This window comes from Micromonospora sp. NPDC051300 (genome assembly GCF_044455315.1).
Taxonomy (GTDB): domain Bacteria; phylum Actinomycetota; class Actinomycetes; order Mycobacteriales; family Micromonosporaceae; genus Micromonospora; species Micromonospora robiginosa.
In genome coordinates this window covers 62,871-77,324 of record NZ_JBITEP010000011.1, presented here as the reverse complement: position 1 = coordinate 77,324, position 14,454 = coordinate 62,871, and the positions used below count along the sequence as shown (strand labels likewise).

Here is a 14,454-nt window from a genome sequence, read left to right as displayed (position 1 = left end):
GAAGCCAGGTCCACTCCCCTCGGTCGACGTGCCTGATTCGGCCGGGCGCGCCGAGCCGCCGCGCTGCGCCCCGCTGCCGACCCGCCTCGGCCTGACCGAACCCGGTCCGGGCGAGCCGCTCGCCGTCGTGGTGGCCGGTCCGGCGGGCGCGAGCCGGCGTGAGCTGATCGCCGGCCTGATCGGGGCGGACCCCGGCACACTCGTCGTGCCCGCCGGCAGCTACCTGCTGGTCAACCACGCCAAGGTCGCCACCCGCGCCGCTTACGTCCCGGGCTACCGCCAGCCGCACTCCTACGGCGCGGACCCGCTGGCCGCCGGCCCCGCGCTGGCCCGCCCGCCGCGCCGGGTCGAGCTGAGCCTGCCCGACCCGCTGCTGCGGCACTTCGCGGTGCTCGACACGCCGGACACCGCCACCCTCGGCGTGGCCGGCGGGCTGGCGCTGCGCGACGCCGTGGGCCGGGCCGGCGCGCTGCTCTTCGTGATCTCCGCCGACCAGGCGTTCAGCGCGGCCGAGCTGCACCTGCTGGCCGAGGTGTCCCGGGCCCGGGTCACCGTCTTCTTCGCCGTCACCCCCGGCGTGACCGGCTGGGCGGCGCCGGCGGACGGCGCGACGGCGGAGGGCACGGGGGCGTCCGTGCCGTCGCCCGCCCGATCCGGCCCGCCCGGCCCCGCCGGCCGGCTCGACCCGGTGGCGGTCTCCATCGCGGCCCACCGCGCGGCACTGCTGGCCGCGGTGCCCGGGCTCGCCCCGGCCCGGTGGTTACCGGCCCGGCGGTCCGAGCTGCCCGACCTGCGCCGCGCGCTGGTCGGGTGGGCCGCCGACGAGGGGCTGGTCCGGGCCAGCGCCCGGCCGCCCGAGCCGCCCGGCGCGCACGGTCGGGTGCCGGTGCTGTCCGGGGTCGACCCGACCGACCTGGCCGACCGGATGGACCGCCAGGCCCGCTCCTGCGCCCAGCGGATCCGCCAGCACCTCGCGCTGGAGTTGGCCAACATCCACCTGCGGGTGGTGCAGGAGATCGTCTTCGGGGTCGGCTGCGCCGGCCTGCCGCAGTTGCTCGACCGCGAGCTGGAGGCGTTGTCGTTGCTCGCCACCGCGCAGTGCGACGAGGCGGTCCGCGGCATCGTCGACGACGCCGCCGCCCGGGTCTTCGGCGCGCCGCTCGCCGAGGGCGTGCGCCGGCGGATCACCCACGCCGTGCGCTGGGGCCTCGCCGACCACCCGGACGGGCGGGAGCTGGACCGGGTGCTCCTGGTCACCAGCACGGCCGGGGTCGCCGGGCTGACCGGCGCCGGCGCCCTGGACGCGCTCGCCGGGCTGCCCGGCGCGGAGCGGGACGAGGTGCTCCCGCCGGTCGGCGTGGCGCTCAACGGCGGGTGCTGGCAGCACTGGCGGGCGCCCGGCAACAACGATCCGAACGTGGCCCGGTCCTGGGCCCAGCGCGCGCTGCGCGAGGTCGAACTCGAACTGTCCCGCGAGGTGTCCCGCCGCTTCGAGGTGATCCGTCTCTCGCTGGGCGTGGTGCTCGCCGATGCTGTCGACCACGGCATCCTGCTGGCCTGAGACCGGGGCCGCCGCGCGGGGTCCAGGGCCCGCGTACGCGGCCCGGGCGGGCGAACCCGACCGGCACGCCGTTCCGGTTCATCGGTTCGGCGGATCCGGTGGCACGATGGGGGGCATGGCGGCTCCACAGGTTGCGCCGGTCGAGACGCCGGACACTGAAGAGGTGCCGGTCTCCGACCGGCCGTGGGTGACCATCGTCTGGGACGATCCGGTCAACCTGATGACGTACGTGACCTGGGTTTTCCAGAAGCTGTTCGGATACAGCCGGGAGAAGGCGGAGCGGCTCATGCTGGACGTGCACCACAAGGGCAAGGCGGTGGTCTCCAGCGGCGCCCGGGAGCGGATGGAGCACGACGCGGCGCAGTTGCACGCGTACGGGCTGTGGGCGACCGTGGAACGCTCATGAGCATGTTCCGTCGCCGCGGCGACCGCTACGTGGCCAGTTTCGCCGTCGACGAGGTGCGGGTGCTGCGCAAGGTCGCCTCCGAGGTGGTCGGCCTGCTGACCGACGGCTTCGACCACGGCGACCCGGTGGTCGGCCGGCTCTTCCCGGAGGTCTACCCGGACGACGACGCCGGCACCGCCGAGTTCCGGCGCTACACCGAGGGCGACCTGAAGACCGCCAAGATCGACCAGGCCGGGGCGATCCTCGCCGCGCTGCCCGACGGCGACGCCGGCGGCGAGGTGCGGCTGGACGCGGAGGCGGCCGAGGCGTGGCTCCGGGCGCTCAACGACGCCCGGCTGGCGATGGGCGTCCGGCTGGAGATCAAGGACGGCACCGACCTGGGCGAGGAGTTGGACGACGCGGTGGCCGCCGACCCGGCGTCGTCGCGGGTGTTCCAACTGTCGGTCTACGCCTATCTCGGTTATCTGCAGGAGTCCCTGCTCAACGCGTTGATCGACTGAGTGGTGACGGTCGCCACCTCGCCGCCCGCCGACGCCAGGCGCTAGGCTGGTCGGCGTGCTGAGCATCGACCGGTCGATCGTCGACGCGATCGTCGCCCACGCGCGTCGGGACCACCCCGACGAGGCGTGCGGCGTGGTCGCGGGTCCCGCCGGCAGCGACACCCCGACCCGGCACATCCCGATGGACAACGCCGCCCGCTCGATGACGTTCTACGAGTTCGACTCGATGGAGCAGTTGCGGGTGTGGCGTGAGATGGACGACCGCGACGAGGAACCGGTCGTCATCTACCACTCGCACACCGCGACGGAGGCCTACCCGTCCCGCACGGACGTCTCCTTCGCCGGCGAGCCGGGCGCGCACTACCTGCTCGTCTCGACCCGCGAGCCCGACACCGAGGAGATCCGGTCCTTCCGGATCGTCGACGGCGTGGTGGCCGAGGAGCCGGTCGAGATCGTGGACGCCGCCGTGGACCCGAACGCCGTCCAGTCCTACATGTTCGGGCAGAGCCCGGCGACGGTCGACTACGAGTGTTCCGACCGCTGACCCCCAGCGCACCGGCACACCTTCTCCTTCCCGTCACCCGGCACGACCCTGAACGAGGAGCACGAGACACCATGGCCATCGAGGTTCGCATCCCCACCATCCTGCGCAGCTACACCGGCGGCGCGAAGGTCGTCGAGGGCAGCGGCGACACGCTCGCCGACCTGCTCACCGACCTGGACTCCCGGCACGCCGGGCTGCGCGGCCGGCTGGTCACCGAGGCCGGCGCGCTGCACCGGTTCGTCAATGTCTACGTCAACGACGAGGACGTCCGCTTCCTGGGCGCGCTCGACGCGAAGCTCAACGACGGCGACAGCGTGACGATCCTGCCGGCGGTGGCCGGCGGCGCGTTCGGCTTCGCCGCCGCCGCGGCGATCGCCTCGCACGCCGTCTCCGCACGCACCGCCGCCGTCCGCTAGGGGGCCGGCATGGCGCGGTACGACAGCCTGCTCGACGCCAGCGGCGGCACGCCGCTGGTCGGCCTGCCCCGGCTCTCCCCGACGGTGCCCGAGGGCGCGCCGCCGGTTCGGCTCTGGGCGAAGCTGGAGGACCGGAACCCGACCGGCAGCATCAAGGACCGCGCGGCGCTGTTCATGGTGCGGGCGGCCGAGGAGGCCGGCCGGCTGCGCCCGGGCGACACCATCCTGGAGCCGACCAGCGGAAACACCGGCATCTCGCTGGCCATGGTGGCGAAGCTGCGGGGCTACCGGCTGGTCTGCGTGATGCCGGAGAACGTCTCCACCGAGCGGGTGCAACTGCTCCGGATGTACGGCGCGGAGATCATCTTCTCGCCGGCCGCCGGCGGCTCGAACCAGGCCGTGGCCACCGCGAAGCAGATCGCCGCCGAGCACCCGGACTGGGTGATGCTCTACCAGTACGGCAACGAGGCGAACGCCCGGGCGCACTACGAGACGACAGGTCCGGAGCTGCTGCACGACCTGCCGAGCGTCACGCACTTCGTGGCCGGGCTGGGCACCACCGGCACGCTGATGGGCACCGGGCGTTACCTGCGCGAGAAGGTCGACGGCATCCAGATCGTGGCGGCCGAGCCGAGGTACGGCGAGCTGGTCTACGGCCTGCGCAACATCGACGAGGGCTACGTGCCCGAGTTGTACGACGCCGGGGTGCTGTCCCGGCGGTTCTCGGTGGGCACCCGCGACGCGGTGCTGCGTACCCGGCAGCTCGTCGAGGTGGAGGGGATCTTCGCCGGGTTCTCCACCGGCGCGATCCTGCACGCCGCGTTGGCCGTGGCGCACGAGGCGGTCCGTGCCGGCCGTCGTGCCGACGTGGCGTTCGTGGTCTGCGACGGCGGCTGGAAATACCTGTCCACCGGCGCGTACGGCGGCACGCTCGCGGACGCCGAGGACGCGCTCGACGGTCAACTCTGGGCCTGACGCCCGACGGGGGTGGTCCGGCCGGCGGCTCCCGCCGGGCGGACCACCCCCATTCCGCGCATCCGGACGTGTATGGGTGTCACGTTGATGACAACTTCCGGTAGATGATTCTTGCCCGACCGGGCTGCCGCGTAGGCTGCGCAGCGTGGCGAGCGCGTCGGTGAAGATCAACGGCGGGGCGGCTGCCGACGCGCCGACTACCCAGTGTGAGATCGAGGCAACCGGATGCGACTGACCGTCCTCGGCTGCGCGGGCAGCTTCCCGGGTCCTGAGTCCCCCTGCTCCGCCTACCTGCTCGAGGCGGACGGCTTCCGCCTTCTGATCGACTTCGGTCCGGGGTCGCTGTCCACGCTCCAGCGCTACGTCGGGCTGCACTCGCCGGACGCCGTGCTCCTCACCCACCTGCACTGCGACCACATGCTCGACGCGGTCTCCTACGTCGTGGTGCGCCGGTACGCCCCGGACGGCCCTTACCCGCCGCTGCCGATGTACGCGCCCTCCGGCGCGCCGGACCGGCTGGCCGCCGCGTACGGGCAGGAGGACAGCACGGTCGAGGACGTCTACCAGTTCTACGGCCTGCAGCCGGGCACGTTCCCGATCGGCCCGTTCACCGCGACTGTCGACCGGATGAACCACCCGATCGAGACGTACGGGGTGCGGCTGGAGCACGGTGGCCGGGTGTTCTGCTACTCGTCCGACACCGCGCCCTGCGAGGCGTTGCTGCGCCTGGCCCAGGGCGCCGACGCGTTCCTCTGCGAGGCCAGCTACCTGGACGGCGTGGACAACCCACCCGACCTGCATCTGACCGGTCGGGAGGCGGGCGAGGCGGCCACCAAGGCGGGCGTGGGCCGGCTGCTCCTCACCCACCTCGTCGCGGCCTGGGGCAGCGAGTCGCACACCGTGGAGTCGGCCGCCGGGGCGTACGCCGGGCCTATCGAGGTGGTCCGCGCGGGCGCCGGCTACGACGTCTGACCTCGACCGGCGGCGCGCGTTGCCGCAGAGTTCGCCGGCCGGTCAGCGCGCGGTCGCCTGCCGCATCCGTGCGGCCCGCACCCTCGGGCCATGCGGATCGCCATCGTCACCGAGTCCTTCCCGCCGGACGTCAACGGCGTGGCGAACTCCGTCGTCCGAGCCGCCGAGCATCTGGTCGCCCGGGGACACGAGCCGCTGGTCGTCGCGCCGGCCCCGGCCGGCCGGCGGCGCGACCACGCCGACCGCCACCCCTATCCGGTGGTACGCGTGCCCAGCCTGCCGTTGCCCCGCTACCAGGGTTTCCGGCTGGGGGTGCCGAGCGCCGGGCTCACCACGGCGGTGCTCGGGCACCGGCCGGACGTGGTGCACCTGGCCAGCCCGTTCGTGCTGGGCGCGGCGGGAGCGGCGGTGGCCGCCCGCCACGGCCTGCCCGCCGTCGCGGTCTACCAGACGGACGTGGCCGCGTACGCGCGGGCGTACCGGGTGGGGTGGGGGGAGGCCGCCGCGTGGCGCCGGCTCCGCGAGATCCACAACTCGGCTCAGCGCACCCTCGCGCCGTCCACCCGGGCCGCCGCGGACCTGATCGCGCACGGCGTGCACCGCATCTGGCTGTGGCGGCGCGGCGTGGACGCCGTCCGTTTCCACCCGGACCGTCGGGACGACGCGCTCCGTGCGCGCCTCGCGCCGCACGGCGAGCTGCTGGTCGGCTACGTCGGGCGGCTGGCCCCGGAGAAGCGGGTGGAGCTGCTGGCCGCGACCGCGGCGTTGCCCGGCGTACGGGTGGTGGTGGCCGGTGACGGTCCGGCCCGCCGGCAACTCGAACGGGCCCTGCCGGCGGTGCGGTTCCTCGGCGTGCGGCACGGCGACGACCTCGCCGCGCTCTACGCCAGCCTCGACGTGTTCGTCCACACCGGACCGCTCGAGACGTTCGGGCAGACGCTTCAGGAGGCCGCGGCGAGTGGCGTGCCGGTGGTGGCGCCGGCCAGTGGCGGCCCGCTGGATCTGGTCGACCCCGGGGTGACCGGGCTGCTGGTGCCACCGGGGGACGGGACGGCGCTGGCCGCCGCCGTGGCCGAGCTGGCCGCCGACGGGTCGCGGCGGGCCCGGTACGGCCTGGCCGCCCGTGCGGCGGTGGCGCGGCGGAGCTGGGACGCGGTCGGCGACGAGCTGGTCGGGCACTACCGGGCGGTGCGGTCCGGCAGCCCGGCCGCCGGCCGGCTCGCCTCGGCGTGAGCGCGCCCGGCGCCCGGCCGGTACGCATCGTCCGGCTGGCCAACTTCGTGACCGGGCGGTCCGGCGGGCTGCGGACCGCGCTGCGCCAGTTGGGCGCCGGCTACCGGGCCGCCGGCCACGAACCGGTGCTGGTGATCCCCGGCGACCGTCGGCGGGACGTCGACCGCCCGTGGGGGCGGGAGATCACCCTGCCCGGCCCGGAACTGCCCGGCACCGGCGGCTACCGGGTGCTCGCCGACCGCCGGCCGGTGGCCCGCCTCCTGGCCGAGCTGGCGCCGGACCGGCTCGAGGTCTCCGACCGGAGCACGCTGCGCTGGACCGGCCGCTGGGCGCAGGAGCAAGGGGTGCGCTCGGTGATGGTCTCGCACGAGAGCCTGACCGGCCTGCTCGGGCAGTGGGGTATGCCGGCCGGGCTGGCCCGCCGGTCCGCCGACCGGCTCAACCGGGAGTCGGCGCGCCGGCACGACCGGATCGTCTGCACCACCCGGTGGGCGGCCGAGGAGTTCGGCCGGTTGGCCGGGCCGCCGGTGGAGCTGGTGCCGCTCGGCGTCGACCTGGCGACGTTCCACCCCGGCCGGGCCGATCCGGCGCTCCGCGAGCGCTACGTCGACCACACCGAGGTGCTGCTGGTGCACTGCGCCCGCCTGTCCGTGGAAAAGCGCCCCGAGCTGGCGGTGGCGGCGCTGGCCCGGCTGCGTCGTGCCGGCGTACCGGCGGTCCTGGTGCTGGTCGGCGACGGGCCGTTGCGGCCGGCGCTGGCCCGGCGGGCGGCGGGCCTGCCGGTGCACTTCACCGGTTTCCTGCCGGACCGGGTGGCGTTGGCCGCGCTGCTCGCCACCGCGGACGTGGTGCTGGCGCCCGGGCCGGTGGAAACCTTCGGCCTGGCCGGGCTGGAGGCGCTCGCCTGCGGCACCCCTGTGGTGGCGAACGCGTCGAGCGCGCTGCCGGAGGTGATCGGGGCGGGCGGCCTGGCCGCCTACGGCACCGCGGCGTCGTTCGCGGACGCGGTCCGCCGGTTGCTGGAGCGGCCAGAGCCGGATCGCCGGGCGGCGGCCCGGGCCCGCGCCGAGGAGTTCGGCTGGCCCGCCGCGGTCGCCGGCTTCCTGCGCGCCCACGGCGTCGACCCCGGGCCGGTGCCGCCGGCCCGCTGAGCTGCCGGCACCCCCGGCGCGCCGGCCGGCCGGCACCGGCAGGCGAGGTGATCGACGCACCGCATAGGGTGCAGGCATGGCACGACCTGACGGGCGGCGGCCCGACCAACTCCGACCGGTGACCCTGACCCGGGGCTGGAGCACCCATCCGGAGGGTTCGGTGCTCGTCGAGTTCGGCGCGACCCGGGTGCTCTGCACGGCGAGCGTCACCGAGGGGGTGCCCCGCTGGCGCAAGGGCTCCGGGCTGGGCTGGGTGACCGCGGAGTACGCGATGCTGCCCCGGGCCACCAACACCCGCTCCGACCGGGAGAGCGTCCGGGGGAAGATCGGCGGCCGGACGCACGAGATCTCCCGGCTGATCGGCCGCAGCCTGCGCGCCTGCGTCGACCTGAAGGCGCTCGGCGAGAACTCGGTCGTGCTCGACTGCGACGTGCTCCAGGCCGACGGCGGCACCCGCACGGCGGCGATCACCGGCGCGTACGTCGCCCTCTACGACGCGGTCACCTGGCTGGCCGAGCGCAAGTCGCTCACCGGCAAGGTGGAGAAGGTGATGCACCGGTCGGTCGCCGCGGTCAGCGTCGGCGTGATCGGCGGGGAGCCGATGCTCGACCTCTGCTACGCCGAGGACGTGACCGCCGAGGTGGACATGAACGTGGTCTGCACCGGCACCGGCGACTTCGTCGAGGTGCAGGGCACGGGTGAGGCGGGCGTCTTCGCCCGCGACCAGCTCGACGCGCTGCTCGACCTGGGCGTGGCGGGCTGCCTGGAACTGGCCGACGCGCAGCGGAAGGCGCTGAACCTGTGACCGACAACAAGGTGCTCCTGGCCACCCGCAACCGCAAGAAGCTCGTGGAGTTGCAGCGGATCCTGGACGGCGCGCTCGGCGCCCACCGGATCGCCCTGCTCGGCCTGGACGACGTCGAGGAATATCCGGAGCTTCCGGAGACCGGCCTGACGTTCGGCGAGAACGCGTTGATCAAGGCGCGGGAGGGCTGCCGGCGCACCGGCCTGCCGACCATCGCCGACGACTCCGGCATCGCGGTGGACGCGCTCAACGGCATGCCCGGCGTGTTCAGCGCCCGCTGGTCCGGCCGGCACGGCGACGACCGGGCCAACCTCCAGCTCCTGCTGGACCAGGTGGGCGACGTGCCGGACGAGCACCGCGGCGCGGCGTTCGTCTGCACGGTGGCGCTGGTGCTGCCCGGCGGCAAGGAGCACCTGGTCGACGGCCGGCAGTCCGGCCGCCTGCTGCGCGCGCCGCGCGGCGAGGGCGGCTTCGGCTACGACCCGATCTTCCTGGGCGACGGGCAGGAGCGGACCAACGCCGAGCTGACGCCCGACGAGAAGGACGCGGTCAGCCACCGCGGCAAGGCGTTGCGGGAGCTGGCCAAGCTGGTCGCCAAGGTGCTCCCGCCCGCCGCCTGAGATCAGCCCAGCGGGCCGATCTTCCGCTCGACGGCGGCCCGCAGCTCGGGGCCGCCAACGACGGCGCGCGCCGCGTCCATCAGCGGGGCGAGGAACACGTCCGGCCCCGGCTCGCCGATCGTCGGGCCGAGCGCGTCGAGTGCCGCCCGGCCCGCCGGGGACGGCTCCAGCGGCGCGCGGAGCTGAAGTCCGCGTACGGCGGCCAGCAGTTCCACCGCGAGCAGGCTGGTCAGGTTGTCCAGCACGGTGCGCAGCTTCTTGGTGGCCGCCCAGCCCATCGAGACGTGGTCCTCCTGCATGCCGCTGGTGGGCAGCGAGTCGACCGAGGCGGGCGCGGCCAGCCGGCGGTTCTCCGCGACGATGCCGGCGGCGGTGTACTGGGCGATCATCAGCCCGGAGTTGACGCCGGCGTCGGGGGAGAGGAAGGCCGGCAGGTCCCGGTTGCGGGTGACGTCGAGCAGCCGGTCCACCCGGCGTTCCGCGATCGCGCCCACCTCGGACGCGGCGATGGCCAGGTAGTCGGCGGCGAAGCCGAGCGGCGCGCCGTGGAAGTTGCCCGTCGACTCGACCCGGCCGTCCGGCAGCACCACCGGATTGTCCACCACGGACAGCAGTTCCCGGCCGGCCACCACCTCGACGAAGTCGAGCGTGTCCCGGGCCGCGCCGGCCACCTGCGGCGCGCAGCGCATCGAGTACGCGTCCTGCACGGCGTGCGCCAGGTCGTCGCGGTGCGAGTCCATCACGGCCGAGCCCTGGAGCAGCCGGTGGATGTTCGCGGCCGAGGTGGCCTGCCCGGGGTGCGGGCGGATGGCGTGCAGTTCGGGCAGGAACGGCCGCTCCGAGCCGAGCATCGCCTCGATGGCCAGCGCGGCGGTCACGTCGGCCATGGCGAACAGGTGCCGGGCGTCGGCCACCGCGAGCAGCAGCATGCCGAGCATGCCGTCGGTGCCGTTGATCAGCGCCAGCCCTTCCTTGGCGGCCAGCTCGACCGGGCTGAGCCCGACCCGGCGCAGCGCGTCGGCGGCGGGGATCCGGTCGCCGGCCGGGCCGAGCACCCAGCCCTCGCCGAGCAGCACCAGCGCGCAGTGCGCCAGCGGCGCCAGGTCGCCGGACGCGCCGAGTGAGCCGTGTTCCGGCACCCAGGGGGTGATCTCGTGGTTGAGCAGGTCGACGAGCGCCTCGGCGACCAGCGGGCGGACGCCGGAGCGGCCGAGCGCGAGCGAGCGCACCCGCAGCAGCATCATGGCGCGTACCACCTCGCGGGGCATCGGGGCGCCCACCCCGGCCGCGTGCGAGCGGATCAGCGCGTGCTGCAACTCGGCCCGGCGCTCCGGGGCGACGAACGTGTTGGCGAGCGCCCCGAAGCCGGTGGAGACGCCGTAGACCGGGCGGCCGGCGGCCTCGATGCCGTCCACGATGGACCGGCTGGTCGCCATCGCCTCGGTGGCGGCCGGGTCGAGCACGACCTTGGCGGTGCCGCGGGCGACCGCGAGCACGTCGGCGGGGGTGACCCCGGTGGACAGGATGGTGACGGTGGTCATCGCGGCACTCCGTTGTGCAGAACCTGGCGGATCAGCGGGACACCCGGCCGGTAGGCCAGGTGCAGGTGGGTCGGCGCGTCGAGGACGACCAGGTCGGCCCGGGACCCGGGGGTCAGCCGGCCGACGTCGGCGCGGCGCAGCGCCGCCGCCCCACCGGCGGTCGCGGCCCACACCGCCTCCGCCGGGGTCATCCGCATCTCGCGTACGGCGAGCGCGACGCAGAACGGCATCGACGTGGTGTACGACGAGCCGGGGTTGCAGTCGGTGGCCAGCGCCACGGTGACGCCCGCGTCGAGCAGCCGGCGGGCGTCCGGGTAGGGCGACCGGGTGGAGAACTCGGCCCCGGGCAGCAGCGTGGCCACGGTCTCCGAGCCGGCGAGCGCGTCCACGTCGGCGTCGGACAGGTGGGTGCAGTGGTCGACGCTTGCCGCGCCGAGTTCCACCGCAAGCCGGACGCCCGGCCCGGGGCCGAGCTGGTTGGCGTGCAGCCGCACGCCCAGCCCGACCGCCTGCCCGCAGGCGAGGATGGCCCGCGCGTGGTCCACGTCGAACGCGCCGCGTTCGCAGAACACGTCGATCCAGCGGGCGTAGGGCGCGGCGGCGGCCAGCATCGGGCCGCAGACCAGGCCCACGTAGTCGTCCGGGCGGTCGGCGTACTCGGCGGGGACCACGTGCGCGCCGAGGAACGTGGTGTCCTCGGTGAACTCGGCGGCGATCCGCAGCGAGCGGGCCTCGTCGGCGACGGTGAGGCCGTACCCGCTCTTGATCTCGACGGTGGTGGTGCCCTGCCGCAGCATCTCCGCGCGCAGCCGGCCCACGGTGGCGCGCAGCTCGTCGTCGGAGGCGGCGCGGGTGGCGCCCACCGTGGTGCGGATGCCGCCGCCGGTGTAGGGCTCGCCGGCCATCCGGGCGGCGAACTCGGCGGCCCGGTCGCCGGCGAAGACCAGGTGGGCGTGGCTGTCCACGAAGCCGGGCAGCACCGCCGCGCCGCCGACGTCGATCCGCCGGTCGGCGGCCGGCGCGTAGCGGGCCGGCCCCACCCAGGCCACCTGCCCGTCCTCGACCAGCACGGCGGCGTCGCGTCGCAGGCCCAGCGGGTCGCCGCCCCGGCCGTCGTTGGTGACCAGCTCACCGATGTTGTCGACGAGCAGGCTGCCGATCACGAGGTGACCGCCGCGATCGAGTCCCGCAACTCCGTCGGGACGTCCACCGTGAGGTGCCGACCGTCGGCCACCACGGTCCGGCCGTCCACCACCACCCGCGTCACGTCGGCGGCGGTGGCCGCGAAGAACGCGCCGACCGGTGGGACACCCGCGGTGCGGGCGCTGTCCAGTCGTACCGTCACCAGGTCGGCCCGCTCGCCGACGGCGAGCCGGCCGGCGTCGCCCCAGCCCAGCGCGGCGTGCCCGGTGACTGTCGCGGCGGCGAACAGCTCGGCGGCGTCGAAGTGCCCCCGCCTGCGGGTCCGCAGCCGCTCGTCCAGCTCCACCGCGCGGGCCTCCTCGAACAGGTCCACCACCGCGTGGCTGTCGCTGCCCAGGCTGAGCGGGCTGCCCGCCTCGGCGAGCCGCCGGGCCGGGCCGATCCCGTCGGCCAGGTCCCGTTCCGTGGTGGGGCAGAGGCAGACGCCGGTACGGCTGTCGCCGAGCAGCGCCACGTCGGCGGCGGTCGGGTGGGTGGCGTGCACGGCTGTGGTGTGCCGGCCGAGCACGCCGTGGTCGGCCAGCAGCCGGGTCGGGGTGCGGCCGTGCACGGCCCGGCAGGCGTCGTTCTCGGCCGGCTGCTCGGAGACGTGCACGTGCAGCGGCAGCCCGTTCCGGTCGGCCCAGCCGGCCACGGTGGCGAGCTGCCCGGCCGGCACCGCGCGCACCGAGTGGATCGCCGCGCCGAGCCGCACGTGCGGGTCGGCCGGGCGGAACGCGTCCACCCGCTGCGCCCAGCGCAGCGCGTCGCCGTCGCCGAAGCGGCGCTGCGGGCCGGTCAGCTCCGCGCCGTCGACGCCTGCGGTCAGGTAGGCGGCGTCCAGCAGGGTGAGCCGGATCCCGGCGTGCGCGGCGGCCTCCACCAGCGCGGCGGACATCACGTTCGGGTCGTCGTAGCCGGTGCCGCCGGGACCGTGGTGCAGGTAGTGGAACTCGCCCACGACGGTGATCCCGGCGAGCGCCATCTCCGCGTACGCGGCGCGGGCGAGCGCCAGGTAGGAGTCGGGGTCGAGGCGGGCGGCCACCGCGTACATCGGGTCCCGCCAGGACCAGAAGTCACCCCGCCCGGCGTGGGTGCGCCCGCGCAGTGCCCGGTGGAACGCGTGCGAATGGGCGTTGGCCAGGCCGGGCAGCGTCAGGCCGGGCAGCCGGACGGCGTCCACTGTCACCCCGGCGGCCGGCGGACCGCCGCCGGTCAGCGGCGTGACCGCGGTGAACCGCCCATCCGTCGCCTCGATCAGCACGTCCGGGGTCGGTTCGGCGTGCTCGGGCAGCCAGGCGTACTCGGCCAGCCAGCGGGTCACCTGCATGCCAGTTCCTCCAGCACCCGGGCCAGGGCGGTCACCCCGGCCGCGCAGTCGGCGTCGGTGGCGGACTCGGCAGGCGAGTGCGACACCCCGGTCGGGTTGCGCACGAACAGCATCGCGGTGGGCAGGTGCGCGGCCAGCACCCCGGCGTCGTGCCCGGCGCCGGTCGGCAGCACCGGCGCGTCGAGCAGCGCGGCCAGCCGTTCGGCCAGCCCGCCGTCGAACGCGACGAGCGGCGTCGCGGACTCCTGCGTGCAGGTCAGCCCGGTGCCGTCGCGGCCGGCGCGGTCGGTGGCCTTGGCGCGTACCGCCTCGACCAGGCCGTGCAGCGTGTCCGCCTCGGCCGCCCGCGCGTCCAGCCAGCCGGTGACCCGGGACGGGATCGCGTTCGTGGCGTTCGGCTCGACCGACACCCGGCCCACCGTGGCGTGCGCGTCGCGCAGCCGGGCCTCCTTGTTCGCCGCGAGCACGGTGAACGCGTAGGTGAGCATCGGGTCGCGCCGGTCGGCCATCCGTGTCGTACCGGCGTGGTTGCCCTCGCCGGTGAAGTCGAACCGCCACCGGCCGTGCGGCCAGATGGCGGACGCCACCGCGACCGGCGCGTCGCCGTCGGCGAGCACCCGCCCCTGCTCGACGTGCAGCTCCACGAAGGCCGCGAAGCGGCCGAGCAGCGTCGGGTCGGCGCCCGCCGGCCGCCCGCCGAGCGCCTCGGCGAAGGTCGTCCCGGCCTGGTCGCGCAGCCCGGCCGCGCGGTCGACGTCGATCTCGCCGGTGAGCAGCCGCGACCCCAGGCAGGGTACGCCGAACCGCGCGCCCTCCTCCTCGACGAACGCGGCCACCACCACCGGCCGGGCCGGGGTGACGCCGGTGGCCCGTAGCTCGTCCACGGCGAGCAACGCGCTGACGATGCCGAGCGGCCCGTCGTAGGCGCCGCCGTGCGGCACGGAGTCGAAGTGGCTGCCGGTGAGCACCGCCTCGCCGGCCGCCGGGTCGCCCCACCAGGCGAACAGGTTGCCGTTGCCGTCCTCGGACACGGGCATGCCGCGGGCGTCGGCCTGGCCGCGGAACCACTCCCGCAGCCGCAGCTCGGGCTCGGTCAGCGCGTACCGGAGGTAGCCGCCGCTGCCGGCGTCCCGCCCGACGTCGGCGATCTCCGCCCACAGCTCCCGGAACCGGTTAGGAAGGGGCCCTTCCTCTACCGAATGCGTTAACAAGGGGCCC

General features: G+C 75.3%; 15 protein-coding genes. 11 read left to right on the top strand and 4 right to left on the bottom strand.

The genetic code is table 11. The features are described 5' to 3' along the window. The first annotated feature begins 28 nt into the window (after nucleotides 1-28). From ACIA5A_RS14835 to rdgB, 11 genes are all read left to right on the top strand, one after another. Nucleotides 29-1,561 (top strand): hypothetical protein, encoded by a 1,533-nt coding sequence (locus ACIA5A_RS14835; RefSeq protein WP_396761433.1) that lies wholly within the window; start codon nucleotides 29-31, stop codon nucleotides 1,559-1,561. 115 nt (nucleotides 1,562-1,676) lie between these two features. Further along, complete coding sequence (clpS, locus tag ACIA5A_RS14830; protein WP_181571954.1) at nucleotides 1,677-1,967, top strand: ATP-dependent Clp protease adapter ClpS; 291 nt, start codon at nucleotides 1,677-1,679, stop codon at nucleotides 1,965-1,967. After that, on the top strand, nucleotides 1,964-2,467 hold the full coding sequence (locus ACIA5A_RS14825; RefSeq protein ID WP_343443221.1) for a DUF2017 domain-containing protein: 504 nt from the start codon (nucleotides 1,964-1,966) through the stop codon (nucleotides 2,465-2,467). Before clpS ends, ACIA5A_RS14825 begins: the two co-directional genes overlap by 4 nt. 55 nt (nucleotides 2,468-2,522) lie before the next feature. After that, the gene (locus tag ACIA5A_RS14820; RefSeq protein ID WP_396761429.1) at nucleotides 2,523-3,011 is read left to right on the top strand and encodes a Mov34/MPN/PAD-1 family protein; all 489 of its coding nucleotides are present in this window, start codon (nucleotides 2,523-2,525) and stop codon (nucleotides 3,009-3,011) included. A 71-nt stretch (nucleotides 3,012-3,082) separates the two neighbouring features. Then, a complete protein-coding gene (locus ACIA5A_RS14815) occupies nucleotides 3,083-3,427 on the top strand; it encodes a MoaD/ThiS family protein (protein WP_396761426.1) in 345 nt (114 codons plus the stop codon). Nucleotides 3,428-3,436: 9 nt separating this feature from the next. Then, nucleotides 3,437-4,402 (top strand): PLP-dependent cysteine synthase family protein, encoded by a 966-nt coding sequence (locus tag ACIA5A_RS14810; RefSeq protein WP_396761423.1) that lies wholly within the window; start codon nucleotides 3,437-3,439, stop codon nucleotides 4,400-4,402. Nucleotides 4,403-4,627: 225 nt separating this feature from the next. Continuing rightward, complete coding sequence (locus ACIA5A_RS14805) at nucleotides 4,628-5,374, top strand: MBL fold metallo-hydrolase (RefSeq protein WP_181571959.1); 747 nt, start codon at nucleotides 4,628-4,630, stop codon at nucleotides 5,372-5,374. A 90-nt stretch (nucleotides 5,375-5,464) separates the two neighbouring features. Continuing rightward, nucleotides 5,465-6,607 carry a glycosyltransferase family 4 protein gene (locus ACIA5A_RS14800; protein ID WP_396761420.1) on the top strand — a complete coding sequence of 381 codons (1,143 nt, stop codon included), beginning with the start codon at nucleotides 5,465-5,467 and terminating at the stop codon, nucleotides 6,605-6,607. Further along, nucleotides 6,604-7,758: a glycosyltransferase gene (locus tag ACIA5A_RS14795; protein WP_396761417.1), complete on the top strand. Its 1,155-nt coding sequence runs from the start codon at nucleotides 6,604-6,606 to the stop codon at nucleotides 7,756-7,758. Before ACIA5A_RS14800 ends, ACIA5A_RS14795 begins: the two co-directional genes overlap by 4 nt. A gap of 76 nt (nucleotides 7,759-7,834) precedes the next feature. After that, the gene (rph, locus tag ACIA5A_RS14790; RefSeq protein WP_396761414.1) at nucleotides 7,835-8,563 is read left to right on the top strand and encodes a ribonuclease PH; all 729 of its coding nucleotides are present in this window, start codon (nucleotides 7,835-7,837) and stop codon (nucleotides 8,561-8,563) included. Beyond that, nucleotides 8,560-9,183: an RdgB/HAM1 family non-canonical purine NTP pyrophosphatase gene (rdgB, locus tag ACIA5A_RS14785; protein WP_396761411.1), complete on the top strand. Its 624-nt coding sequence runs from the start codon at nucleotides 8,560-8,562 to the stop codon at nucleotides 9,181-9,183. The genes rph and rdgB overlap by 4 nt, the downstream gene beginning before the upstream one ends. A 2-nt stretch (nucleotides 9,184-9,185) precedes the next feature. Here the strand turns inward: rdgB and hutH are convergent, their stop codons facing one another. From hutH to ACIA5A_RS14765, 4 genes are read right to left on the bottom strand one after another with little or no spacing between them, the layout of a single operon-like run. Then, nucleotides 9,186-10,724, bottom strand: coding sequence for a histidine ammonia-lyase (hutH, locus tag ACIA5A_RS14780; protein WP_396761407.1), 1,539 nt, complete (start codon nucleotides 10,722-10,724; stop codon nucleotides 9,186-9,188). Then, nucleotides 10,721-11,884, bottom strand: coding sequence for an imidazolonepropionase (gene hutI / locus ACIA5A_RS14775; RefSeq protein WP_396761774.1), 1,164 nt, complete (start codon nucleotides 11,882-11,884; stop codon nucleotides 10,721-10,723). The genes hutH and hutI overlap by 4 nt, the downstream gene beginning before the upstream one ends. After that, nucleotides 11,884-13,230, bottom strand: coding sequence for a formimidoylglutamate deiminase (locus tag ACIA5A_RS14770; protein WP_396761771.1), 1,347 nt, complete (start codon nucleotides 13,228-13,230; stop codon nucleotides 11,884-11,886). The genes hutI and ACIA5A_RS14770 overlap by 1 nt, the downstream gene beginning before the upstream one ends. After that, the gene (locus ACIA5A_RS14765; protein WP_396761404.1) at nucleotides 13,227-14,447 is read right to left on the bottom strand and encodes an allantoate amidohydrolase; all 1,221 of its coding nucleotides are present in this window, start codon (nucleotides 14,445-14,447) and stop codon (nucleotides 13,227-13,229) included. Before ACIA5A_RS14765 ends, ACIA5A_RS14770 begins: the two co-directional genes overlap by 4 nt. Nucleotides 14,448-14,454: the final 7 nt, after the last annotated feature.

Bases quoted from the DNA above. Each gene is read 5' to 3' on its own strand.
- rph (WP_396761414.1), top strand. From the start codon at position 7,835: ATGGCACGACCTGACGGGCGGCGGCCCGACCAACTCCGACCGGTGACC.
- ACIA5A_RS14805 (WP_181571959.1), top strand. From the start codon at position 4,628: ATGCGACTGACCGTCCTCGGCTGCGCGGGCAGCTTCCCGGGTCCTGAG.
- clpS (WP_181571954.1), top strand. From the start codon at position 1,677: ATGGCGGCTCCACAGGTTGCGCCGGTCGAGACGCCGGACACTGAAGAG.
- ACIA5A_RS14810 (WP_396761423.1), top strand. From the start codon at position 3,437: ATGGCGCGGTACGACAGCCTGCTCGACGCCAGCGGCGGCACGCCGCTG.
- ACIA5A_RS14825 (WP_343443221.1), top strand. From the start codon at position 1,964: ATGAGCATGTTCCGTCGCCGCGGCGACCGCTACGTGGCCAGTTTCGCC.
- hutH (WP_396761407.1), bottom strand. From the start codon at position 10,724: ATGACCACCGTCACCATCCTGTCCACCGGGGTCACCCCCGCCGACGTG.
- ACIA5A_RS14815 (WP_396761426.1), top strand. From the start codon at position 3,083: ATGGCCATCGAGGTTCGCATCCCCACCATCCTGCGCAGCTACACCGGC.
- ACIA5A_RS14800 (WP_396761420.1), top strand. From the start codon at position 5,465: ATGCGGATCGCCATCGTCACCGAGTCCTTCCCGCCGGACGTCAACGGC.